21 protein-coding genes are annotated in these 23117 nt (G+C 73.1%); 8 read left to right on the forward strand and 13 right to left on the reverse strand.

Annotated features, from left to right (window positions below; genetic code table 11):
* Positions 1-250 precede the first annotated feature (250 nt).
* The 3 genes from ACGFT1_RS26935 (at position 251) to ACGFT1_RS26945 (ending at position 4201) form a co-directional block, all read left to right on the forward strand.
* Positions 251-1237 (forward strand): hypothetical protein, encoded by a 987-nt coding sequence (locus ACGFT1_RS26935; protein ID WP_373911565.1) that lies wholly within the window; start codon positions 251-253, stop codon positions 1235-1237.
* A 144-nt stretch (positions 1238-1381) separates the two neighbouring features.
* Entirely contained in the window at positions 1382-2920 is a 1539-nt protein-coding gene (locus ACGFT1_RS26940; protein ID WP_373911566.1) for an amino acid permease, read from the forward strand.
* 189 nt (positions 2921-3109) lie between these two features.
* On the forward strand, positions 3110-4201 hold the full coding sequence (locus ACGFT1_RS26945) for a mechanosensitive ion channel family protein (protein WP_373911567.1): 1092 nt from the start codon (positions 3110-3112) through the stop codon (positions 4199-4201).
* Positions 4202-4248: 47 nt separating this feature from the next.
* Here the strand turns inward: ACGFT1_RS26945 and ACGFT1_RS26950 are convergent, their stop codons facing one another.
* The 10 genes from ACGFT1_RS26950 to ACGFT1_RS26995 all read right to left on the reverse strand — a co-directional run bounded on the left by ACGFT1_RS26950 (position 4249) and on the right by ACGFT1_RS26995 (position 15734).
* Positions 4249-5676 carry an MFS transporter gene (locus tag ACGFT1_RS26950; RefSeq protein ID WP_373911568.1) on the reverse strand — a complete coding sequence of 476 codons (1428 nt, stop codon included), beginning with the start codon at positions 5674-5676 and terminating at the stop codon, positions 4249-4251.
* Complete coding sequence (locus ACGFT1_RS26955) at positions 5669-7573, reverse strand: glycoside hydrolase family 15 protein (protein ID WP_373911569.1); 1905 nt, start codon at positions 7571-7573, stop codon at positions 5669-5671. The genes ACGFT1_RS26950 and ACGFT1_RS26955 overlap by 8 nt, the downstream gene beginning before the upstream one ends.
* 21 nt (positions 7574-7594) lie before the next feature.
* Positions 7595-8026, reverse strand: coding sequence for a hypothetical protein (locus tag ACGFT1_RS26960; RefSeq protein WP_373911570.1), 432 nt, complete (start codon positions 8024-8026; stop codon positions 7595-7597).
* Between the two features lie 33 nt (positions 8027-8059).
* On the reverse strand, positions 8060-8530 hold the full coding sequence (locus ACGFT1_RS26965; RefSeq protein ID WP_373911571.1) for an SHOCT domain-containing protein: 471 nt from the start codon (positions 8528-8530) through the stop codon (positions 8060-8062).
* Positions 8531-8652: 122 nt separating this feature from the next.
* Positions 8653-9303: an HdeD family acid-resistance protein gene (locus ACGFT1_RS26970; RefSeq protein WP_373911572.1), complete on the reverse strand. Its 651-nt coding sequence runs from the start codon at positions 9301-9303 to the stop codon at positions 8653-8655.
* Positions 9304-9510: 207 nt separating this feature from the next.
* A complete protein-coding gene (locus tag ACGFT1_RS26975; protein WP_373911573.1) occupies positions 9511-9708 on the reverse strand; it encodes a hypothetical protein in 198 nt (65 codons plus the stop codon).
* A 114-nt stretch (positions 9709-9822) separates the two neighbouring features.
* Positions 9823-10341, reverse strand: a complete 519-nt coding sequence (locus tag ACGFT1_RS26980; RefSeq protein WP_373911574.1) for a hypothetical protein — start codon at positions 10339-10341, stop codon at positions 9823-9825.
* 67 nt (positions 10342-10408) lie between these two features.
* Entirely contained in the window at positions 10409-13099 is a 2691-nt protein-coding gene (locus tag ACGFT1_RS26985) for a LuxR C-terminal-related transcriptional regulator (protein ID WP_373911575.1), read from the reverse strand.
* Between the two features lie 159 nt (positions 13100-13258).
* On the reverse strand, positions 13259-14485 hold the full coding sequence (locus tag ACGFT1_RS26990; RefSeq protein WP_373911576.1) for a hypothetical protein: 1227 nt from the start codon (positions 14483-14485) through the stop codon (positions 13259-13261).
* Between the two features lie 355 nt (positions 14486-14840).
* On the reverse strand, positions 14841-15734 hold the full coding sequence (locus ACGFT1_RS26995; protein WP_373911577.1) for a YhjD/YihY/BrkB family envelope integrity protein: 894 nt from the start codon (positions 15732-15734) through the stop codon (positions 14841-14843).
* Positions 15735-16081: 347 nt separating this feature from the next.
* Between ACGFT1_RS26995 and ACGFT1_RS27000 the strand changes: the two genes are divergently transcribed.
* The 5 genes from ACGFT1_RS27000 (at position 16082) to ACGFT1_RS27020 (ending at position 20533) form a co-directional block, all read left to right on the forward strand.
* On the forward strand, positions 16082-16540 hold the full coding sequence (locus ACGFT1_RS27000; RefSeq protein ID WP_373911578.1) for a DUF6325 family protein: 459 nt from the start codon (positions 16082-16084) through the stop codon (positions 16538-16540).
* 48 nt (positions 16541-16588) lie between these two features.
* A complete protein-coding gene (locus ACGFT1_RS27005) occupies positions 16589-16924 on the forward strand; it encodes an SHOCT domain-containing protein (protein WP_373911664.1) in 336 nt (111 codons plus the stop codon).
* A gap of 17 nt (positions 16925-16941) precedes the next feature.
* The gene (locus ACGFT1_RS27010) at positions 16942-17388 is read left to right on the forward strand and encodes a DUF4186 domain-containing protein (protein WP_373911579.1); all 447 of its coding nucleotides are present in this window, start codon (positions 16942-16944) and stop codon (positions 17386-17388) included.
* A 37-nt stretch (positions 17389-17425) separates the two neighbouring features.
* Positions 17426-19645: an NADP-dependent isocitrate dehydrogenase gene (locus ACGFT1_RS27015; protein WP_373911580.1), complete on the forward strand. Its 2220-nt coding sequence runs from the start codon at positions 17426-17428 to the stop codon at positions 19643-19645.
* A gap of 108 nt (positions 19646-19753) precedes the next feature.
* On the forward strand, positions 19754-20533 hold the full coding sequence (locus ACGFT1_RS27020; RefSeq protein WP_373911581.1) for an N-formylglutamate amidohydrolase: 780 nt from the start codon (positions 19754-19756) through the stop codon (positions 20531-20533).
* A gap of 31 nt (positions 20534-20564) precedes the next feature.
* Here the strand turns inward: ACGFT1_RS27020 and ACGFT1_RS27025 are convergent, their stop codons facing one another.
* Genes ACGFT1_RS27025 through ACGFT1_RS27035 form a run of 3 tightly spaced genes read right to left on the reverse strand, consistent with a single transcriptional unit; the run spans position 20565 to position 23100 of the window.
* The gene (locus ACGFT1_RS27025; protein ID WP_373911582.1) at positions 20565-21044 is read right to left on the reverse strand and encodes a hypothetical protein; all 480 of its coding nucleotides are present in this window, start codon (positions 21042-21044) and stop codon (positions 20565-20567) included.
* The gene (locus ACGFT1_RS27030; protein WP_373911583.1) at positions 21041-21679 is read right to left on the reverse strand and encodes an RNA polymerase sigma factor; all 639 of its coding nucleotides are present in this window, start codon (positions 21677-21679) and stop codon (positions 21041-21043) included. The genes ACGFT1_RS27025 and ACGFT1_RS27030 overlap by 4 nt, the downstream gene beginning before the upstream one ends.
* Positions 21676-23100 carry a S8/S53 family peptidase gene (locus ACGFT1_RS27035; protein WP_373911584.1) on the reverse strand — a complete coding sequence of 475 codons (1425 nt, stop codon included), beginning with the start codon at positions 23098-23100 and terminating at the stop codon, positions 21676-21678. The genes ACGFT1_RS27030 and ACGFT1_RS27035 overlap by 4 nt, the downstream gene beginning before the upstream one ends.
* Positions 23101-23117: the final 17 nt, after the last annotated feature.

Raw genomic sequence — 23117 nt, forward strand, 5'->3', positions numbered from 1 at the left:
CCGCCCTCCGCCGCGGCACTGAAGATCACCGCATCAGCCTGCCGTCGCACGGGGGGCGGCGTCAAGGGTGTGCGGATTCGGCCAACTGATCTGCTCGATGGTTGAGTTGGCAATAATGGTTCGACGGGAACCCGCGCCTCTATAGTGACCGCCGACCACATGCGAGATCTTCATGACCGCCCAGGGGAGGGCTGTTGCTACGTCACCCCGCCACCACGCCCGTGCGCCCGTGGCAAGGGGCCGGCGGCTGATGGCCAGAGACGCGGTCCGCCCCTCCTACGATCCCGCCGGCCCCGACCAGGCGCTCCGCGCCGCCCTCCAGGATCTGCGCACCGGCCGCTGGATGGCCATGCGCGCCCTGCTCGGGGACACCACGCAGTGGTGGCGGTGGACCCAGCGCACCCAGATCCTCGCGGCGGCCGCGGCCGGCACCGACGTGGTGCGGGCCTGGCTCGCCGAGGAGCCGGGGAACGTGCACGCCGCGGTGATGCACGCCCGGGTCCTGGTGGAGCGGGCGCTGCGGGCCCGGCGCGAACGGCACCGCCGTACCCACGAGTTGTGGATCGAGGCGTGGGACGCCGCCCAGTCCGCCACGGCCACCGCCCCGCGGGACCCCGTGCCCTGGGTGTGCCTGCTGGCGTTGGCCCAGCTCGACCCGGAGCAGCGCTGGGAGGAGCACCGGGCCGCCGCGCCGGAACCGATGCTGCCGCCGGGGCCCTGGGGGCTGCTGGCCGAGGCCCGCGGGCGCGACCCGCACAACCGCGAGGCGCACCACCGGATGCTCCAGTTCCTGTACGCGCGCGGCGGTTCGCGCCGGCTCGCGGAGGCCGCCGGGTACGCGCAGTGGGCCGCCGGGCAGGCTCCGCCCGGTGCCGCGGCGCATCTGCTGCCGCTGTACGTGCGGGTCGAACGCTACCGCCGGGACAGCGGCCACGACGCGGCGCTGGACCTGCACTGGGTGGTGGACGAGGCGGCCCGGGAGGCACAGCACGCCCTGCACACCTGGTTCGAGCACACCGAGCCCGCCGAACGCTCGCTGTCCGACCTCAACCATCTGGCGCACGCCCTGTGGGGTTCCCTCCAGTTCGCGGACGCCGCGCGGGTGTTCGAGGCGATCGGGCCGTACTTCACGCCCCCGCCCTGGATGTACCGCACCCCGGACCGGGAGCGTGCCGTGGAGATCTTCGTCCAGGCCCGGGACCGCTGCCGGGCCGCCGCGGACGGCCCCCGCCCCTGACCGCTGCCGGCCCACCTGACCGGCCCCTGCCCCGGAACCGAGGCCCCACCCCGCACCGCCCAGGAACTCCCCGCACCAGGCAATCCCCGCTCACCACCCTGAACGTGCCTTGTTCGACAGCCCGTTGATCCCGGAGGTCCCCGCGTGTCCCCCATCCCCGAGCCCTCGTCCGCCCCCGCCAGGGGCCTGCCGCAGCAGGACGAGGAGCAGCGCCTGCGTGAACTCGGCTACCGGCCGGTGCTGGCCCGCCGCATGGGCGGTTTCGGCAACTTCGCGATCAGCTTCTCGGTGATCTCGATCCTGTCCGGTTGCATGACCCTGTACGGCTTCGGCCTGAACACCGGCGGCCCCGCCGTGATGCTGTGGGGCTGGGCCGGCGTCGGCGTGTTCGTGCTGTGCGTCGGGCTCGCGCTCGCCGAGGTCACCAGCGCCTACCCGACCTCGGGCGCCCTGTACTACATGGCCGACCGGCTAGGCGGCCGGCGCTGGGGCTGGTACACCGGCTGGCTGAACCTGCTGGGGCTGCTCGGCGCGATCGCCGGCATCGACTACGGCGCCGCCCTGTTCACCGGCGCGTTCGCCAACCTCCAGTGGGGCTTCGAGCCGACGCCCGGCAGGACCATGCTGATCTTCTGTGTGATCCTGCTGCTGCACGCGGTGCTGAACCTGTTCGGTGTCCGCCTGGTCAGCGTGCTCAACTCGGTCAGCGTGTGGTGGCACCTGGCGGGTGTCGCGCTGATCGTCGGGGCGCTGGCGGTCGTCCCCGACCACCACCGGTCGCCGTCCTTCGTGTTCACGAAGTTTGTCAACGAGACCGGCTGGCACAACCCGATGTACGTGGCCGCGATCGGCCTGCTGCTCGCGCAGTACACCTTCTCCGGTTACGACGCCTCCGCCCACCTGTCGGAGGAGACCTCGCACGCCTCGGTGGCCGCGTCCCGCGGCATCGTCCGGGCCATCTGGGTCTCCTGGCTGGCCGGCTTCGCCCTGCTGGCCGGGCTGACCTTCGCCATCCAGGACTACGACGCCACGCGCACCACGGACACCGGTGTGCCGCCCGCCCGGATCCTGCTGGACGGTCTCGGCACCGGTGGCGCCAGCGCGCTGCTGCTCGTGGTGATCGTCGCCCAGCTGTTCTGCGGGAACGCCGAGGTCGCCGCGGCCAGCCGGATGGTGTTCGCGTTCAGCCGGGACGGGGCGCTGCCCGGCTCGCACCTGTGGCGCAAGGTCAGCGACCGCACCCAGACCCCGGTCGCCGCGGTCTGGCTGTCCGTGGTCGTGGCCTGCGTCCTGGCCCTGCCGTCGCTGTACTCGGCGACGGCGTACAACGCGGTGACCGCCATCAACGTCATCGGCATCACCCCGGCCTACGCGATCCCCGTCTACCTGCGGTTGCGCGCGGGCGACCGGTTCCAGCGGGGGCCGTGGCACCTGGGCCGCTGGAGCAGACCGGTCGGCTGGGTGGCGGTCGTGTGGGTGGCGTGCGTGACCGTCCTGTTCTGCCTGCCGCAGTCGTCACCGGTGAACGCCGACACGATGAACTACGCGTCGGTGGCGCTCGCCGTGGTCCTGGTCCTCGCCAGTGTCTGGTGGTACGTCGCCCGCCGGTCGTACGGCACGCCCACGACGGCCGCCTACGGCAGCGACCGCGAACAGGCCGACCTCGCCGAGGGCATCGTCTGAGCCGGGCTGTCCGGTGAGCGCCGGTCCCGGTGCGGACGCGCGTACCGGATACGGCAGGATGAACGAACGCGCCGGTCACCGGAGTTCCGGGGCCGGCGCGGTCGCACATTCCGGACATCGAGCAGGTGACAACGTGACGAGACTTCCCCGCAGGCCTTCCGTAGCGGTTCCGTGCCCGGGGGGTGAGCGGTGAACCGCACGCCGACCCTGGACGACCTCGTCCTCGCCGGAATCGCCCTGGGGGCGGGCCTGCTGGTCGCCTTCCTGTCGCGCACCCTGCTGCACTGGCTCGCGGGGCACGCCAAGCGGACCCGCTGGAGCGGTGACGACGTCATCGTGGACGCGCTGCGCTCGGTCGTGCCGTGGGCGGCGATCGCGGGTGGCGCGGCGGCGGCAGCGGCGGTGCTGCCGCTCACCGGAGCCGTCCGGCACCATGCCGACCAGTGGCTCCAGGTGTGGCTGATCGCCGTGGTGACGTCCTCCGCGGCCCGGGTCATCGCCGGCCTGGTGCGTTCGGTCACCCAGTCCCGCTCGGGCGTGGCGGGCTCGGCGACGATCTTCGTCAACATCACCCGGGTGCTGGTCCTGGCGATCGGCTTCCTGATCGTCCTGCAGACCCTCGGCATCTCGATAGCGCCTCTGCTCACCGCCCTGGGTGTGGGCGGTCTGGCCGTGGCCCTGGCCTTGCAGGACACGCTCGCCAACCTCTTCGCGGGCGTCCACATCCTGGCCTCCAGGACCGTGCAGCCGGGCGATTACATCCGGCTGAGCAGCGGTGAGGAGGGTTACGTCGTCGACATCAACTGGCGTCAGACGACGGTCCGCCAGCTCTCCAACAACCTGGTGGTCATCCCCAACGGCCAGCTCGCCAAGGCCAACATGACCAACTACACCCGTCCCGAGCAGGGACTGACCGTACTGGTGCAGGTGGGCGTGGGCTACGACTGCGACCTGGAGCACGTCGAGCGGGTGACCGCGGAGGTGGTCACGGAGGTCATGACGGACGTCTCGGGCGCGGTCCCCGACCATGAACCCGCCATCCGCTTCCACACCTTCGGCGACTCCCGGATCGGCTTCACCGTGATCCTCGGCGTGGGCGAGTTCAGTGACCAGTACCGGATCAAGCACGAGTTCATCAAGCGCCTGCACCGCCGCTACCGCGAGGAGGGCATCCGCATCCCGGCTCCCACGCGCACGGTGTCCCTGCAGCAGGGCACGGTGGTGATCCCGCAGCAGCGCAACGCCGAGGAGATGAACCCGGAGTCCTTCCGGACGGAGTAGGACGGCCTCGCGACGCCCCTGCGGCGCCTGCCTCCCGCCGTACGGCCCTACGTGCGGGTCCCCGGTGCGCCGGCCGGGGCGCCTTGGGCCTGGGCCGGGGCCGGGGTCCGCGGGAGCAGCGCCCCGGCGGCGAGGCCGCCGAGGCCGATCACCCCGAGTGCGATCATGGCGACGGCGTAGGCGCCCTTGGTGAGTCCCGCGACGAGGATGGTGCCGGCGATCGCCGTACCGAAGGACGAGCCCAGGTTGGACACGCTGCGGGACAGGCCGGAGATCTCGCCCTGCCGCTCCTCCGGGAAGCTCGACTGGACGACGTTCACCGACGGCGTCAGCATCAGGCCCAGGCCGAGCCCCACGAGGAGCAGTCCGGGCACGAACGCCCAGGCGGTGGAGAAACCGCCGGCCAGGCCGACCAGTACCACGACGCCCGTCACGGCGACCGCGAAGCCGGTCGTGATCAGCGTCCGCTGGGACCGCCGCCGCGCCAGCGCCTCGGCGGACAGCGACGTCACGAGCAGCCCGAGCGTGGCCGCCGTGAAGATCACGCCGGTCTGGATGGCGTCGTAGCCGCGCACCACCTGGAGGTAGGCGGCCACCGTGAACGACGTGCCCATGAGCAGCAGCCACTGGGCGTTCTGCGTGATCAGTCCGAGGTTGGAGGTCCGATCGCGGAACAGGCCGAGCGAGAGCAGCGGTTCCTTGCCGGCCCGTTCCTTGGCGCCGCACGAGCGGAGGAACCACGCGAGGACGAGGATGCCGAGGACGATCAGGGCGATCATCAGCCAGAGGTTGTTGTCCGCCGCGAGAATGCCCATGACGACCAGGACGAGGCCCGTCGCGGAGAGGACCGCTCCGGAGGTGTCGAAGGAACGGGTGGGGTCCGGGGGCAGGGGGTCCTCGATGCGGCGGCTGAGCCAGACGATCACCGCGATGACCAGCGCCTGGAACACGAAGGCCGCGCGCCAGCTGATGCCGGTGGTGATGAGTCCGCCGATCAGCGGTCCCGCCGCGGCCCCGATGCCGCCCAGCGCCATGATGATCCCGAACGCACGGGCGCGGGAGGTCAGGTCCGGGTGGAGCAGCGTGGTGAGGATGTAGACGGGCGGGATGAGCAGGGCCGTGCCGACGCCCTCCAGGACGGAGTTGCCCAGGATGAGGACACCGAGCCCCGGGGACACCGCGCTCAGTAGCGCGCCGACGCCGTAGACCAGGAGTCCGCCGACGAAGCAGCGCTTGCGGCCGTAGCGGTCGGTCAGTTTGCCGCCGGGGATCATCAGCGCGGCCATCACCAGCAGGAAGACGGTGATGGCCACCTGGACGCCCTGGACGCTGGTGTCGAGGTCCTTGCTGATGTCGTTGATCATCACGTTCATGTTGGAGCCGGCGAAGCTGCAGATGAACTGGGCGAGGGCCAGCGCGGCGAGTATCCGCCGCTGCTCCGGCGGCGGCTGTGTCCGACCGGCCCCGTCAGTCACCCGCGGTCCCCTCTCCCGTGGCGTCGGTGGGTACCGTGAGACCCTGGATGGCGGGATGCCGGGCCGTGCCGGCGGCCGTCGCGGCCCGGCCCAGTTCCTCGTCGAGGGCCACGGCGGCGGTGACCAGGGCGAGGTGCGTGAACGCCTGCGGGAAGTTGCCGAGTTGCTCCCCCGACGGACCGATCTCCTCGGCGAACAGGCCGACGTGGTTGGCGTAGGTGAGCATCTTGTCGAAGGCGTACCGGGCCTGGTGGAGCCGGCCGCTGCGGGCAAGGGCCTCGACGTAGAAGAAGCTGCACAGGTTGAACGTGCCCTCGGAGCCGCGCAGTCCGTCCGGGGAGGCCGCCGGGTCGTACCGGTAGACCAGGCTGTCGCTGACCAGCTCCCCGTCCATGGCGTCGAGGGTGCTGATCCAGTCGGGGTCGCGCGGGGAGAGGAAACCGACCCGGGGCATCAGCAGCAGCGAGGCGTCCAGGACGTCGGTGTCGAAGTGCTGGACGAAGGCCTGCCGCTTGTCGTGCCAGCCCCGTTCGATGATCTGGTGGAAGACCGCGTCCCGGACGGCCGTCCAGCGGGCGGTGTCGGCCGGGCGGGAGAAGTCGGTGGCCGCCCGTATGCCCCGGTCGAACGCGACCCAGGTCATCAGCCGGCTGTAGGTGAAGTCCTGTCGGCCGCCCCGGGTCTCCCAGATGCCCTCGTCGGGCCGGTCCCAGTTGTCGGCCAGCCAGTCCAGTACGTCGCTCAGCGCCTTCCAGCCGCGGACCGCGCCGATGTCGCCGCCGACCGACAGGGCGTCCGAGGCCTCGCCGTAGATGTCCAGCTGGAGCTGGTCGACGGCCGCGTTGCCCGCCCGTACCGGCCGTGAACCCCGGTAGCCCTCCAGGTGGTCGAGGATCTCCTCGCCCAGGTGGGGATCGCCGTCCACGCGGTACATGATCTGCAAGGGGTCGCCCGAGGCGGTGCCGCCGGCTTCGACGCGGTCGCGCAGCCAGCGCCGGAAGGCGTACGCCTCCGCCTTGAATCCCAGGTCGCTCAGGACGCCCACGGACAGCGAGCCGTCCCGTACCCAGGTGTAGCGGTAGTCCCAGTTGCGCTCGCCGCCCACCTGTTCGGGCAGTCCCATGGTGGCGGCGGCGATGGGCGCCCCCGTCGGCGCGTAGGTGAGCAGTTTCAGGGTGATGGCCGACCGGTTCACCATGTCCTGCCAGCGCCCGTGGTAGGTGCTGGAGCGCAGCCAGGACAGCCAGAACAGGCGGCACTTGTCGATGTCCTCGGCGATCTCGGGCAGTACGGGGGCACGCGGAGCGGGGGCGCCGCCGGCCGCGCTGGTCAGCACGAAGGCGACGGCCTGTCCCGCGCCGAGGGTGAAGCGTGCGGTGACGTCGGCGCCGTCGGCCCGCAGGGCGACCCCGGTGGTGGACTGGACGTGCAGGTCGGTACCCGGGCCGCGCAGGACGGCCTGGTGGTCGTCGGTGACGCCGAGCGTGTGCGGGGCCCGCCCGTAGTCGAAGCGCGGCCTGCACGTGAAGGTGAAGGGCAGGCTGCCGCGCAGGACCCGGGCGACCCTGATCAGGCGGTGCCGGTCGGTGGGTGCCGAGGAGTCGACGGGGGGCATGAAGTCGGCGACCTCGCCGACTCCGCCCGGCCCCATGAACCGGGTGATCAGGATCGCCGTGTCGGACAGGTACAGCTGCCGGACCGACACGCTGCCGCCGAGGTCCTCCGCGGCGAGCCGGCAGTGTCCGCCGCGCTCGCTGTCCAGCAGCGAGGCGAAGACGCTGGGTGAGTCGAAGCGGGGGGTGCACCACCAGTCGACGGTCCCCCCGGACGACACCAGGGCCGCCGTCTGGAGGTCACCCACCAGCCCGTGCTCCGCTATGGGCGGATACCTGTCCATCGTGTCTCCTCCCCGTCCCCGCTACGGACGTGCGGCGAGGTCGTCGTCCTCGAGCACGCAGAGGGCCCAGATGATGAACCCGGAGAGCGCGATCAGCACGATCGACCACAGCGGGTAGTACGGCAGCGAGAGGAAGTTGGCGATGATGACCAGTCCGGCGACGACCACGCCGGACACGCGTGCCCACGTCGCCCGCCCCAGCAGGCCGAAGCCCACGATCACCGCGAGCACGCCCAGGATCAGGTGGATCCAGCCCCAGCTGGTGAGGTTGAACTTGAAGACGTAGTTGGGTGTCGAGACGAAGACGGCGTCGTGGGCGATCGCCATGATGCCCCGGAACACGGCGAGCAGTCCGGCGATCGACAGCATGACCCCGGCGAAGGACGTCAGGCCGCCCGCCCACGCCTGCTTGGCGGAGCGCGTGTGGGCACTGGTGGGATGTGTGGCGGTCATACGGAGTCCTCGATTCGTTGTCGTGGGCGCCGCTCAGCGCCCGGAGGCGGTGGGCACGGTGTCGGAGGGACGGGCCGGTCCGGCCCCGGTGAGGACCAGCTCCTTGGCCCTGCGGAACTCGTCGTCGGTGATGTCGCCGCGGGAGCGCATCTCGGACAGCTTGCCGAGTTCGTCGGCGTGGCTCGGCCGTGCCTCACCGGACCGCGCGGTCTCCCGCACGTAGGAGTCGAGGGCCTCCTGCCGGGCGCGCGCTTCCGTCATCTCGCGCTCGCCCATGCCCTTGCCGCGGGCGATCAGGTAGACGAAGACGCCCAGGAAGGGCAGCACGACGACGAACAGCGTCCAGCCGGCCTTGGCCCAGCCGTTCATGTCGTCGTCGCGGAAGATGTCGACGATGATCCGGAACAGCAGGACGAACCACAGGATCCACAGGAAGAACACCAGCATGGTCCAGAAGGCGCTCAGCAGCGGATAGTCGTACGCGAGGTAGTTCTGCGCGCTCATGTCTCTCCTCCGTCCGGGGCGCCGGCACGTACGGTTCGCCGAGCCGGCTTCTGCCGCTTTCAGCGTGCACACGGCGAGCGGATCGCGTCCTCACCCGGAGCGGGTGAGCCTGTCCGCGCGGGTCAGGCGGCGGGGCCGGGCGCGCCCGGCAGCGTGCCGCCGCTCCTGCGCAGGGCGGCCCGCCAGGCGAAGGCGACGCCCAGCTCGACCAGGCCCAGCAGCACGAGCCACAGACCGAGCAGCCGGGTCAGCGCGCGCGCCGACTCGGCGGGCAGCGCCAGCACCACGATCCCGGCGACGATGCCGAGCAGCGCGGCACCCAGGACGACCACCCGGTGCGGCAGCTCCCGGACGGCGATCGCCGTGTAGAGCGTGAGGACGCCCGACGCCAGCCAGACCAGCCCGACGATCAGCGACAGGGCGGCGATGGTCTGCAGCGGGTTGCGCAGGCAGAGCACTCCGGCCAGGACGTACAGCACCGCGGCCAGCAGTCCGGGAAGCCGTTCCCCGTGCTCCTGGCGCGCGAACGCCGTCACGAACCGGAACGCGCCGTTGAGCAGCAGGCAGAGCCCGATGATGACCGCCAGGACATGCAGCGTCTCGTCCGGCCAGACGAGGATCAGCACGCCCGGTACGAGCGTGACGACCGCCGCTCCCAGGGTCCAGGTCCAGGAGCGGGCGATCACCGTCATGGTCTCGGTGGGACCGGTGGCCGTCCCGCCGGACGGATACGACTGTCCGGTCCGCGGCGCCTGTCCACGCGACTCGGTCATGGCTCCTCCTCGCGTGTCCCTGACCGGACCGTCCGCGGATCCCCGACAGGACGGCACACGGCCCCTCGGCTCAACAGCATGGCCGGAGCTGCGGTGCGCCGGATCACCCACCGCGGGTGATCCTCGCGGTGCGGTCCCGGCGTGGCGTGGGGGTGGGCCGTGGGCGGACCGCACGGCCGGAAGGGCGGTGCCGGGCCGGGGCGCCGTTCACTCCGGCAGTTGCCGCATCTCCACGACCCGCAGTCCGAGCGACTGGCAGCGGTTGAGCAACCCGTACAGGTGAGCCTCGTCGATGACGGGACCGAACAGGACCGTCTGCCCGGACATCAGCACCCGTTCGAGTTCCGGAAAAGCCTGGGCCATGGTCTCCGACATGTGTCCGTCGACACGGATCTCGTAGCGCATGTGGCCTTCTCCCGCCGCGGGCCGGTTGCGGTCTCCTCGTGATGCTGCTACCTCAGGCCGCGCGGGGCCTCACCCGGCACAGGTGACCTGCCCCCCGGGGGCGGCTACGCCGCATCAGTGAGTGACAACGATCTTGACCGAGATGATCGCCAGACCGAGCAGCAGATTGACCGCCGCGGCGCCCGCCACCAGACGCCAGGACGCTCCCGCCCGCCGCGCGCCGACCGCGGACCAGCCCACCTGACCGGCCACGGCCACCCCGACCGCCAGCCAGCCCGCGCCCCGCACGCCCAGGCCGAAGAGCGGGCTGACGGCCACCGCGACGGCCGGCGGGACGGCCGCCTCGACGATCGGCCACTCCTCGCGGCACACGCGCAGCACGGTCGGCCGGTCCAGTGAGCGCTGCGCGAGGCGGGCCCCGAACAGGTGGGCGTGGATGTGGCCGACCCAGAAGACAAGGCCGGTGCCCAGCAGCAGGAGCATCAGCTCCAGCCGGGGGAACTCACCCAGGCCGGAGGCGCCGATCACCACGGACGCGGCGAGCATCGACCCGTAGACGGCGCCCGTGTAGTCGGCGTGGGAGCGGCGCCCGATCCGGCGTTCGGGGGCCGCGGCCCGGTCGGTCGGGGACATCGGCGTCGCCTTTCGTGCACTCGTGGCGCCGCCACGCCGGCCGCGGACGGTCCCGCCCGGCGGACGGTCAGATCTGCCCGTGCTCACGGGCCCGGCGTACCGCGTCGGCGCGTGTGTTCACCCCGAGTTTGCGGTAGGCGCTCTTGAGGTGGGTCTTCACCGTGTTGACGGAGACGTACAGGTGGGCGGCGATCTCCTGCGTGGACATCATGTCGGCCAGCCCGCCCACGACCTCGCGTTCACGCCCGCTCAGTTCCTCCACGACGAGGCAGGGGGCGTACGCGCCCGGTTCCGGGCCGTCCTGCGGGCCGCGGCGGTCCGGCGTGAGCCAGCCCGCGGCCAGTCCCTGGAGGGGCGGCGAGTCGAGCAGGCGCCGGATACCGGGCCCGGCGTCGAGGAAGGGCCGCCGCAGCCGCTCCTGCCGGGCCTCCAGAAGGGCGTGGGCGAGCTGCTTGCGGGCGGTGGCGGTGTCCCCCGCCTCCTCGGCGTCCCGGGCGCGCACCAGCGCGGCCCGGACGGTCGTCCGCGGGTCGGTACGGTCCCCGGGCCCGACCTGGTCGAGCAGGCCGATGGCCGCCTCGCGGTTCCCGGCGGCGAGCTGGGCCCAGGCGATCTCGGCCGCGTACGCGGGCTCAGCGGCGCAGGACACGTCGTCGAGGACCTTGACGGCACTGTCCGGGCGGCCCTCGGCCAGATGGGCCGCGGAGGTGATCAGCGCCGTCCGGACCTCCGCCCAGGGGGAGGCCACGAGGGCCGGCACGGTGGGGACGGCCGCCGCCGCGGCGGCCACGGGCTCGTCCCGGGCCAGCAGCAGTCCCGCCGTCGCGAGGGACCGGCTGGTGGCCGTCACCGGATCGCGCGGCGAACCGCGGCCCGCCGCCTCGTCCAGCAGGGTCCGGGCCCGCCCGAGTTCGCCGCGGTCCACGGCCACGGCCGCCAGCACCAGATGGCCGAGGCCCTCGCCGACCGAGCGGGAGTGGCCCGCACCGGACGTCTCCGTCCCGGTCAGGGCCGCCAGCGCGGTGCGTTCGGCACGGCAGAGCCGGCCGTCCAGATAGTCGATCAGTGCCAGCTGCCCGAGGGAGTCCTCCCGGGGCAGGGCGGTCGCCGCCCCGCCCGGACCCGAGGCCACCTCGGACAGCGCGGCACGTGCGTCGTCGAAACGGCCGGCCCACAGCCGGGCCGAGCCCAGGTGGGTCAGCAGGAGGGCGGTGAGTTCGGGGTGTTTCTCCAGCAGCCGGGCGGAGACCTCGCCCCGCAGGTCCTCGGCGGCCGCCACGGCCTGCTCGGCCGTGCCGGGCGACCCCGACAGCCGGGCACCCAGGGTCTGGAGCAGCAGGCAGCTCAGCCGGAGCGCGGCGTCGGACCCCTGTGCGGCGTCGGGCCCCTGCGCGGCCAGCTGCTCCTCGGCCCGGCGCAGATGGGCCAGACCCCGGTCCACCTCGCGCTCGGACAGGTCGCGGGCGGCGCGCACCAGGTCCGCCGCCGCGCCCTTGACCTCGGGTCCCATCGGTGAGAACAGCTCGGTGAGGCCGTCCGCGCGCAGTCCGCCGAGCAGCTGGCCGATCGCCAGGTCGTCGACGAGGGCCCGGGCGGTGAAGTTCCAGTCGCCCGCGGCGGCGCCGTGCGCCAGCGCCTCGGGGAGGAGGCCGCAGGCCCGCAGCCACCGCGCGGCACGCCGGTGGAGTTCCGGTTCGAGCCCGGGCGAGCGGGCCCGCAGATGGGCCCGGAGGATCTCCCCGAACAGGGGGTGCAGGCGGTACCAGGACTGTCCCAGGTCCTCCACGAACGCGTTCTGGCCGCGCAGCGCGGCGAGGATCGGCTCCGCACCGCCGTGGCCGGTCAGCTCGGCGGCCAGAGCGGGGCAGAACCGGTCCGTGACGCTGACCCGCAGCAAAAGATCCTGCGTGCGGGCCGTCTGCCGCTTGAGCACCTCGGCGAGCAGGAAGTCGGCGATCGTGCCGCGGCCCGCCTCGAAGTCCTTCAGGTACCTCTCGGGGTCCGGGCTCCGCTCGGCGGCCAAAGCGCTCAGGCGCAGCCCGGCGGCCCAGCCCCCGGTGCGCTTCACCAGGGCGCGGGTGGCCTCCGGGGGAAGCCGTAGTCCGTGCAGTTCCAGGAGTGCCGCGGCCTCCTCCTCGGTGAAGGCCAGCTCGGCGTCCCGGATCTCGGTGACGGCTCCGGCCGCCCGGTAGCGGTGCAGCGGCAGCAGCGGTTCGGTGCGTGAGACGAGTATCAGGCGCAGACCCGGTCCGGCGTGGTGCAGGACGAACTCCAGCTGTTCGGCGATCGGCGCGGAGGTCATCCGGTCGGAGTCGTCGAGCACGAGGACGACGGGCTCCTCGCGCCCGCTGAGGTCGTCGGCGAGCCGGACCAGCAGCCTGTGCTCCACCCGGCCGGCGTCCCCCGGGCAGCCGATGCCGGGCGGGAGGGGCACGCCGGAGGCGCGCAGGGCCTGGAGCACATAGGCCCAGAACATCCCGCAGCCCTGGTCCCCCGGCTCGCCCGTCAGCCAGGCGACCGGCCGGCGGAGCCCGGCGGCCCAGTCCGCGACCAGCAGGGTCTTGCCCGCGCCGGCCGAGCCGTCGACCACCGTCAGCGGGGTGTCGAAGGCCTGGTCGAGGTGTGCGGCGAGCCGTGGCCGACGCAGGAAGGTGGCCGGCCTGGCCGGTACCGCGAGCCGGGTCCGGAGGAACGGCTCGCCCAGCGGATCGACGTACGCGACGGCCGGACCCGGCGCGCTCTGCTGCCTCTCGGACACTGGATCACCACCTGTCCGTCGGACCGTGGGGAGGGCTCCACTCGATCAGCATCCCAGTCCTGCGGCCCCGGCGCAGTTCGCGCGGGACCGGGCGGGGCCGGGCACGGGTCCCGCCCGGTCCCGCGCGGCGCGGAATCGCCACCAGGGCGGGTGCCGCCGTCAGTGCTCGTCGCCGGGCGGAGGTGTCCGCCCGCCCGCCGCGGGGGTCCGGACGCGGGCGGTGGCCGCCAGCAGGGCGAGCAGCGCCAGGATGCCGAGGAGGACCAGGACCAGCAGCAGGACCGTGAGAACCGTCGGGTGGTTCCAGAGCGCGAAGACGAACGCGATGACCAGCAGGGCGGCCAGGGTGAGCCACCGGCGGTGGGCCAGGGTCCAGGCACCGGCCTGCCCGGTGCCGATGTGGTGGCCCGCCGCCCACCGCGCCGCGGAGTCCGCCGTGTGGTCGGACGCGCCGCGGATCGCCACGGGCAGCCGGCCCGGTCCGACGAGATAGGCGCCGAGGGCGATGACGACGCCCAGGACGACGGCCGTCCGCAGGCTGACCCGCAGGAAGCGGAGCAGGGTGTCGAAGACGGCCGCGGCTGCGGCCTCGGACTGCACCTGGGGCGGCAGGTGGTCGAGGTAGTAGTGGCGGGCCACGACCAGGGCGACGGCGACCGCCAGGCAGGCGAGGGAGGCTCCCAGCGCGGTGCGTACCAGGGCTCGTCGGCGCCGGTGGGCCAGGAGCACTCCGGCGGCGCCGAGGACGACGACGAGCACCGGGAACCAGTTCCCGACGATGTCGAGGAGGTGTGCGGCCTTGCGGTACTTGGCGAGCTGGTCGGACTGGAACAGCACGAACTCCTTGTTCACCTGCGGGATCTTGTCGGCGGGTTTCAGGCCCGCGTCGACCAGCTCCTTCTTGACCCGGTCGACGGCCGTACCCACGTCCAGGGTGACCGTGCCGTCGCTGACTCCGACCGCGCCGCGCCCCTTGCCGGTCAGGGCGTGCACGACGGCGTTGTGGGCCGCCCGGTTGGCGGTGCGCCACACCGTGGCGAAGGCGTCGCTCCGGACGACCCGCGTGGCGATCCTGGTGACGGCCTGGTCGACGGCGGAGTCGAGCTGGGGCCCCAGCCCACGGATCGCGTCGGCGGCGCGCGGCGGCAGGCCCTGGGACCTCAGCCAGTTGGCCATGTCCGCGGCCGCCTGCGTGCCGTTCACGCGGGTGTCCACGGCCTCGGTGATGCGGTGGACGGCGGCGTCCTGGACGGCGGGGTCGGTGGCGAGGGGCGCGACGGTGGAGACGTAGCGGTCGGTGTCGAGCGCGATGTCGTGCACCCAGGTGGCCATGAGGGCGACCGGGACGAGAACGCAGGTGAGGACGATGAGCACGGCCGAGGCCACGCTGCGCGCCGTGCGGCCGGCGGCACCGGCGGCGGTTCCGCCGGCCTGCCCTCCGGGTGGCCGCCCCGTACCGCCGGGAGCGGTGGCGTCACGGTCCGGCGAGGTCCGGTCCCTATCCGGCCTCCGATCCGGGTCCGGGTGCCGATCCGGGTCCGGGTGCCGGTCGGAGCCCGGGGCCCGGCCGGGGTCCGGGGTCCGGTCCGGGTCCGGGTCCGGCGGGTGCGGGTCGGTCGGCTCGGTCACGGGGTTCTCCGGCGCGGTAGGTGCCTGGACACGCCCCATTGCCTCAGCTCCGTGGCGCGGTCGCACGCCGGGTGGACCGGACGGACGACGCCGGGCACGCCGCGGCGGATCGTCAGGAGGCGGGCGGGCGGAGGTCACGCAGGGGCGGCGGGCTGCCCAGGCGGCGGGCCAGGAAGGGCTCCTGGGCCAGGACGGCGCCCGCGCTGACGCTGACGGCGGCCGCGACACAGACCACGATCAGCCAGGAGAGCAGCACGAACACGGAACCGACGGGACCGTACTCGGTCAAGGCGCGGTCGAGCGCGCGCGGCATGTACAGGCGGGCGGTGACCGTCAGCGCGGTGAGGACGGTCGCCGTGATCACGGCACCCGGCAGCAGGGGTCGCCAGCCGATCCGCCCGCCCAGCAGCAGGTGCTGGGTCCACCACCACAGGCCCGTCTGGACGACGAGTGTGAGGGGGGCGCCCAGCCAGGCGCCGGCCCCGAACCCGTCCCGTACGGGTCCCTGGAGGACCAGGACACCGAGCCACAGGAGGAGCCAGGCCGGCCAGCGCCAGAGGGCGACCCTGGTGCCCGCCCGGGGAATCTCCCACGCGCGCTTGCACAGCCGTTGCAGCGCCCGGCTGACCGCGGTGGCCGACAGCAGCACCATCAGGGCGCCCACGACGCCGGTGGCCTGCTGGAGGTCGTGCGTCGTGGGCTGGAGCACGTGCTTCAGTTCGGTGCTCGCCGAACCGGACAGCCCGAACACCGCCTGCACGGAGTCGACCAGCTGATGGCGCACCTGCGGCGGGGCGTAGGCCCCGACGACGAACAGCAGCGGGACCGCGGTCAGGAAGCACTGCGCGGCCAGGCGGGTGGCGGAGTCGAAGATGTTCACGGACACCATGCGGTCCGCGAGGTGCGTGAGGACCGGCAGGCGGCTCTCCGCCCGCCGGTGCGCCGACCTCGCCCGGGCCATCAGCCGCTGGGCACGCCCGTCCGCCGCCATCAGGGTTCCGGGCACGGCATGACGTTGGTCCCTTCGCTGCCCCTGTCCGCACTGCCACCGCGTTCGCTGCGTCCAGGGTGGGGCGTGAGCCGGCCGGCGGCATCCGGGCGGGCGTCGGGCCGGCTCACGCGGACGGGCAGGCGCCGTCCGCGCGGCCCGTGAGGAAGACGGACCGCGCCTCGGCCCGGGGCGCCGCCCGACTCGCGGGCGCGGAAGTGCGGGCCTGCGGGCCGCGTGCTGCAATGGCAGGCGGGGGCCGCCGGCCATCGGCCGTGAAGGTGCTGCCAGGACGACGGTACGGCCGGACCTGCGGCCGCCCAGGCTCCCGTCCGGCCTTTGTCCGGTTTCGATGAGGAGTGGCCATGGACAGTGTCGAAGAGATGGGCCCCGTCGACTATCTGGTCATCGAGTTCCCCGGGAACCGCATGACGGGCGAGGCGTTCCCCCTGCTGGTCGATCTCGCCGAGCGCGGCATCATCCGCATCATCGACCTGGCGTTCGTACGCAAGGAGGCGGACGGCTCGGTCGTCGCGCTGGAACTGAAGGACCTCGGCGGCGAGGTGGATCTGTCCGTCTTCGAGGGAGCCTCGTCCGGCGTGCTGGACCAGAGCGATCTGGAGGAGGCCGCCAACGCCCTGGAACCCGGTAACGCGTCCGCGGTGCTGGTGTACGAGAACCTGTGGGCGGCTCCGCTGGCCCGAGCGCTGCGGCGCAGCGGGGGGCAGCTCGTCGCGAGCGGCCGCATCCCCGTACAGGCCCTGCTCGCCTCCCTGGACGCCATGGAGGACACCGTGCCGCCCGGCGGTTCCGCAGCCGCCTGAGCCGGTCCCGCACCGGCCGGCGCATCGATCGACTTGGAGATGACCGACATGCCCGGACTGCTCAGGGGCGTCGCACGCACAGCCGTCGTCGCCGGAACCGCCACCGCCGTGTCCAACCGGGTCTCCCGGCGGCAGGCGGGCCGCTGGGCGCAGCAGGACTACGAACAGCAGCAGGCGTACGAACAGCAGCAGTACGCACAGCAGCAGGCCCCGCCGCCCCCGCCCGCGGCGCCCCCGGCGACCGCCCCCGTTTCCGCTGCCGCTCCCGCCTCCGACGACATGAGCCACCGGATCGACCAGCTCAAGCAGCTGGCCGACCTCAAGGCCCAGGGAGTGCTGACGGACGAGGAGTTCGAGAGCCAGAAGCGCCGGCTGCTGGCCTGAGCCGGCGGGGGCCGGTGATGGACGAGGAGCGGGCCCGCGCGCTCCGCTCCCTGGACCGGCGGCTGGACGCGCTCGCCCGGCAGCCGTTCCGGGCGGGCTTCCGCCTGCGCGGCCGGGACCGGGCGACCGCCGCGCTGAAGGGCCCGGCGACCCTCCGGTGGCACGCGTACGACCTGGTCGCCAAGCGGCTGGCGCCGGCCGAGCCGTACAAGGACGGCAGGCAGACGCCGTACCGGGGGCACCCCGTGTTCGTGGCCCAGCACGCCACCGCCACCTGCTGCCGGGGCTGCCTCGCACGCTGGCACGGCATCCCCGCGGGACGGGAGCTGACCCGCGTCGAACATCTGTACGTGGTGGACGTCATATGCCGCTGGATCGCGCGCGAGATGGCGGGCGGCGAGGACGGCGGCGAGTTTTCCGGCCAGGACCCCTGTCCCACCGACCCCGGTCACGAGATATCTTGATGTCGAGCAATGTTGCAGACGTGGAGCGGAGCACCCGGTGACTGACTCGACCATCATCTACACCTACACAGACGAGGCCCCGGCCCTGGCGACGCATTCGTTCCTGCCGGTGATCCGGGCGTACGCCTCGCAGGCCGGTGTGCCCGTGGAGACCCGCGACATCTCGCTGGCAGGGCGCATCATCGCCGTCTTCCCTGAGTACCTGACCGAGGACCAGCGCGTCCCGGACGCGCTGACCGAGCTGGGCGAGCTGGCCAAGACCCCCGCCGCCAACATCATCAAGCTGCCGAACATCTCGGCGTCGATCCCGCAGCTCAAGGCCGCCGTCGCCGAGCTCCAGGGCAAGGGCTACGCCCTGCCGGACTACCCGGACGACCCCAGGACCGACGAGGAGCGCGACATCCGCGCCCGTTACGACAAGGTCAAGGGCTCCGCCGTCAACCCGGTGCTGCGCGAGGGCAACTCCGACCGCCGCGCCCCGGCCTCGGTGAAGAACTACGCCAAGGCGCACCCGCACCGCATGGGTGCCTGGAGCAGCGAGTCCCGCACCGACGTGGCGACCATGGGCGAGAACGACTTCCGTTCCACCGAGAAGTCCGTGGTGATCGCCGAGGACGGCGCGCTGCGGATCGAGCTGGTCGCCGAGGACGGCACCACCACCGTGCTGCGTGAGTCCGTACCGGTCCGCAAGGACGAGGTCGTCGACGCCTCCGTGCTGCGCGTGGCCGAGCTGAACACGTTCCTCGCCGCGCAGGTCGCCCGGGCCAAGGAGGAGGGCGTCCTGTTCTCCGTGCACCTGAAGGCGACGATGATGAAGGTCTCCGACCCGATCATCTTCGGCCATGTGGTGCGCACCTTCTTCCCGAAGACGTTCGCGAAGTACGGCGAGACCCTGAAGGCGGCCGGCCTCACCCCGAACGACGGCCTCGGCGGCATCCTGAAGGGCCTGGAGCAGCTGCCCGAGGGCGCCGAGATCAAGGCCTCCTTCGACGCGGAGATCGCCGAGGGCCCGGCCCTCGCCATGGTCGACTCCGACAAGGGCATCACCAACCTGCACGTGCCCTCGGACGTCATCATCGACGCCTCCATGCCGGCGATGATCCGCACCTCCGGCCACATGTGGGGCCCGGACGGCCAGGAGCACGACGCCCTCGCCGTCATCCCGGACTCCTCCTACGCCGGTGTCTACCAGGCCGTCATCGACGACTGCCGGGCCAACGGCGCCTACGACCCGTCGACCATGGGCTCCGTCCCGAACGTCGGCCTCATGGCGCAGAAGGCCGAGGAGTACGGCTCCCACGACAAGACCTTCGAGGTCCCGGCCGCCGGCACCGTCCGCCTGACCGACCGGGCCGGCAACGTGCTGATCGAGCAGCCGGTCGCCGCGGGCGACATCTTCCGCGCCTGCCAGACCAAGGACGACCCGATCCGCGACTGGGTGAAGCTGGCCGTCACCCGTGCCCGCGCCACCGGCGACCCGGCCGTGTTCTGGCTGGACGAGACCCGCGCCCACGACGCGCAGCTCATCGCCAAGGTCCGGCAGTACCTGCCGGAGCACGACACCGAGGGTCTCGACATCCGGATCCTCGACCCGGTCCAGGCGACCAAGCTGTCGGTGGAGCGCATCCGCCGCGGCGAGAACACCATCTCGGTCACCGGCAACGTGCTGCGCGACTACCTGACCGACCTCTTCCCGATCATGGAGCTGGGCACCAGCGCCAAGATGCTGTCGGTCGTCCCGCTGATGGCGGGCGGCGGCCTGTTCGAGACGGGCGCCGGCGGCTCCGCGCCCAAGCACGTCCAGCAGCTGGTCAAGGAGAACTACCTGCGCTGGGACTCCCTCGGCGAGTTCTTCGCGCTCGTGCCCTCCTTCGAGCAGTTCGCCGAGACCACCGGCAACACCCGTGCCAAGGTGCTCGCCGACACCCTGGACCGCGCCACGGCGACCTTCCTCGAGGAGGACAAGTCCCCGACCCGGCGCGTCGGCGGCATCGACAACCGCGGCAGCCACTTCTACCTGTCCCTGTACTGGGCGCAGGAGCTGGCGCGGCAGACCGACGACGCCGAGCTGGCCAAGGCGTTCGCGCCACTGGCCGAGAACCTCGCCGCGAACGAGCAGCGGATCGTGGACGAGCTGAACGCCGTCCAGGGTTCTCCGGTCGACATCGGCGGCTACTACCAGGTCGACCAGGCCAAGGCGGACGCGGTCATGCGCCCGTCGGCCACCTGGAACGAGGCGCTGGCGTCGCTGAGCTGACGCTCGCGGCCCGACCGTCGCCCTGGTCGCCGTAGTCTCCGCCCCGGCCGGCACCACCCGGCCGGGGCGGAGCCGTACCCACTGCCCACCGCACCCCGGGAGCCGCCAGTGTCCTCCTTCGACCTCCTGCCCGGTGCCGCCGGCTCGCCCGTCCTGCTGCACGTGCCGCACTCCGCGCGGGCGGTACCCGGGGACGTACGCGGCGGCATCCTGCTGGACGACGCGGAACTGGAACGGGAGCTGGACCACATCACGGACGCGCACACCGCCGAGATCGCCGAACGGGCCGCCGCGCTCGCCGGGGTCCGGCCCTGGCGGTTCGTGAACCGGCTGTCACGGCTGGTCGTGGACCCGGAACGGTTCCCCGACGAGCGGGAGGAGATGCTCGCCGCCGGGATGGGCGCCGTGTACACGCGGACCACGCACCGCGGTGAACTGCGGCCCGCGGACACCGACCCCGAGCCGTTGCTCGCCCGCTACTTCCGGCCGTACGCCGAGGCCATGACGGAGGCGGTCGCCGGACGGCTGGCCGCCACCGGACGGGCCGTGATCATCGACGTGCACTCGTATCCGGCCGCACCGCTCCCCTACGAACTGCACGGCACCGGGCCGCGCCCGCCGGTGTGCCTGGGCACGGACGCCTTCCACACCCCGCCCGCGCTGATCGAGGCCGCGCGCCGGGCGTTCGCCGGATGCGGGGAGACCGGGCTGGACACCCCGTTCGCGGGGACGTACGTACCGCTGGACTTCTACGGCACCGACGCCCGGGTCGGCGCGCTGATGGTGGAGATCCGGCGGGACGTCTACATGACCGAGCCGGGCGGCCCCACCGGGCCGGGCCTGGACCGGCTCGCCTCGGCGCTGGCCACGCTCGTCGACGCCCTGTAGCCCAGGCCCCGCCCCCGTCCGGTGAACGGGGTCAGGCCCGCAGCCACTCGGTGACGATCACCTCCGCGCCGGTGCGCAACCGCAGGGCGAACGGGCCGGCCGGCGGCGTGTCGCTGGTGAACCGGCCGAGGGTGTCGGCGGCGACCGGGCGCGGGGCCCGGGGGCCGCCGAGCACCTCGATCCGGGCCGGCTGCGGCGGCAGCACCTGGCCGATCAGCCCGTCGGCGGTGACCTCGACGTCGACGGTCACCTCGCCCGCCCGGAACGTCAGCATGCGCGGCGCGTCCGTGGCGCCCCGGACCGGCAGCGCGTCCACGAGCGAGTCGAAGGTCAGCTCGGCGAGCCGGGCGTCCAGGTCGTGCAGGGCGTAGGCGTCCAGGGCGCTCTGGAGCAGTTCGGCCGGGACGGGGTCCAGGACGGCGGCGGCCAGGCGCAGTTCCTCCTCCAGCAGCGTGTCCGCGTACCCGTCCTCGTCCGGGACCGCTTCCCGGCGCAGCTCGTCGTCGTTCACACCGCACCCCGTGTGTCCATCCGGGCCCGCAGCCGGCGCAGACAGCGCTGGCGCAGCGGGCCGATGCTGCCGACCGCGATACCGAGGGCGGCGGAGATCTCCCCGTAACTGGGCGGTGGCGAGGCCATCAGCACGCGCAGCAGCTGCCGGCAGCGCTCGCCCAGTGAGTCCAGCTCCTGCCAGAGCCGGCGGATCCGCTCGGCCCGGTCCGCCGCCTCCTCGCTGTCGATCAGCGACTCCTCCGGCGTCCGGTCCTGGCTGGCCCGGTCGAGCAGCTGCGGATCGTCGGTCAGGGTGAGCCGCGTCAGCTGCCTGAGCACCTTCAGGCACTCGTGGCGGGCGGTACTGGCCAGCCAGGCGGCGGTCTTGTCGGGTTCCCGGATCCGGCGCAGATGCTGGGCGAAGCGGAACCACACGGTCTGGAAGACCTCGTGCCCGTCGGCGTCCGAGAGCCGGTGTGCGCGCACCACCGACCACACCAGCGGACTCATTCCTTCCACCAGCGCCTTCCAGGCCGCGGCGTCCCCGTCGACGGCGGCCCGGACCAGCGCGCCGACCTCTGCTCGCTCCACGGCTCCACCCCTTGTGTACGGCACGTCATCGTACGCCGCGGAGCGGAGGGTTCCGGCCGTCATGCGGGCAGCGCCGGGATCACGGTGCGGACGGGGCGCCAGGTGGGCGGCATGAGCGCGGGGACGTGCGCCCCGCGCACCTGAGCCCGGTGGGTGCCGGCCGCCAGCAGCCGGGCGGCGGCCACCCGCGGGTCGCGCTCGGCGTACGCCGTCATCCGGGCGGCGACGAGTCCCGCGGCCACCGGTGCGGCGAAGGAGGTGCCGCTCCACTGCGCGAGGCCGTCGAACATCACCTGGTCGGGTTTGCCGCCGGTGTTCTCCCGGCCCTCGCTCAGCACGCCGGTGTGACGTGGGTACTGGCAGGTGCAGGCGTAGTCGGCGCCGAACCGGCAGTCGTCGTAGGTGGAGTGCTGGTAGACGTACGGCACGGGGGTGACGAAGCCGGTGAGGGCGCTGGTGAGGCGCTCGCCGGGGGCGTGGACGCGCACCCAGGGGCCGTGGTTGGTGAAGCAGGCCCCCGACTCGCCGTCCGCGCGCAGGGCGCCGACCGAGAGCACGCAGTCCGCGTACTCGGGCAGGGCGGCGTAGGCGGCGGGCCAGAACGGGGTGTCGCTGCCGTTGTTGCCGGCGGCGGCGACCAGCAGGGTGCGCCGCTCGCGCAGTTCCCGCATGAACCCGTCGAGGCCGATCAGGCCGTCGGCGTCCGCGCCGGGGGTGCCGGCGGACAGGCTGATGATGTCCGGCCAGCCGTCCCGGTCGACGGCCTCGAAGAGCCGACCGGCGAACTCGGACTCCAGTACGGCACCGGCGTCGTTGAGGGTGCCCCGGACGGTGATGTCGGTGTTGGGCGCGAGGGCCGCGACGATCCCGGCGATGAACGTGCCGTGGCCGACGTACTGGTGGAGCACCCCGTCGCCGTCGGTCTCGGTCAGCTGGGCGTCGCCGGTGGTGTGGGCGAGCGGCGGGTAGGCGAGGTGGTCGTGCACCAGGCCGGTGTCGATCACGAGGACGCCGACGGCCGTGGCCGGGTCGTGACGGGCCCCCCGGACGGCAGGGTTGGCGGCCTCGGTGCGCGCGGCGGGCACGGGTTCGTCGCCGGGGCAGGCGTTGACCGCGATGTGCAGCACGTGGTTGCGGCCGGCCAGCCGGCGGCCCCGGCGCCGCTCGGCCGCCCGTACGGCGCGCAGCGCGTGCGGCACGGTGTCCTCGCCCCCGGCGGGATCGCCGACGCGGACGCGGGTGACGCCGGTGCGGTCCGCCGGCGGGTCCACGCGGCCCACGTGGTCGGGGACGAGGCCCGGGGTCTCGGTGAAGTGGGCGCGCACGGCGTCCTCGACGAACCGGGCGTCCTCGCCGCCCCGGACGAGGACGACACCCTTCTCGTAGAGGAGGCCGGGGGTGTCGTCGGGCCCCATGGTGAGGGGGACGTCCGGCAGGGAGCGCCGGATGTGCTCGAACTGCTCGTGGAATCGCTGTAGTGCCATGTCGTGATCTCCCCCTC

Origin of the sequence: Streptomyces sp. Y20, assembly GCF_043195475.1 — a bacterium.
Taxonomy (GTDB): Bacteria; Actinomycetota; Actinomycetes; order Streptomycetales; family Streptomycetaceae; genus Streptomyces.